General features: G+C 73.8%; 1 pseudogene. It reads left to right on the top strand.

What is annotated here, in order from left to right:
- Positions 1–244 (top strand): annotated as a pseudogene (locus OWC43_RS23270) (sugar transporter); the annotation flags it as partial.

Here is a 244-nt window from a genome sequence, read left to right as displayed (position 1 = left end):
GCCCTGCGCACCCGCCCGCTCGACAGCCTCCTCGTCACCTTCGGCGACAACCGCCCCGCCGCCACGCCGCTCATCGGCGTCGGCGATTCCGTGGCCGTCCAGGTCTGGGAAGCCGGCTCCGGCGGCCTGTTCTCCGGTCCCCTCGTCGCCGACCGCTTCTCCGCCGGCTCCAAATCCGCCCTGATCCCCGAGCAGATCGTCGGGCCCGACGGCGGGATCTCGGTGCCCTATGCCGGCCGCATCC

The organism is Methylorubrum sp. POS3 (genome assembly GCF_043352485.1).
GTDB lineage: Bacteria > Pseudomonadota > Alphaproteobacteria > Rhizobiales > Beijerinckiaceae > Methylobacterium > Methylobacterium suomiense.
The sequence above is the reverse complement of the archived record's forward strand: the minus strand, read 5'-3'. Positions and strand labels throughout refer to the sequence as shown.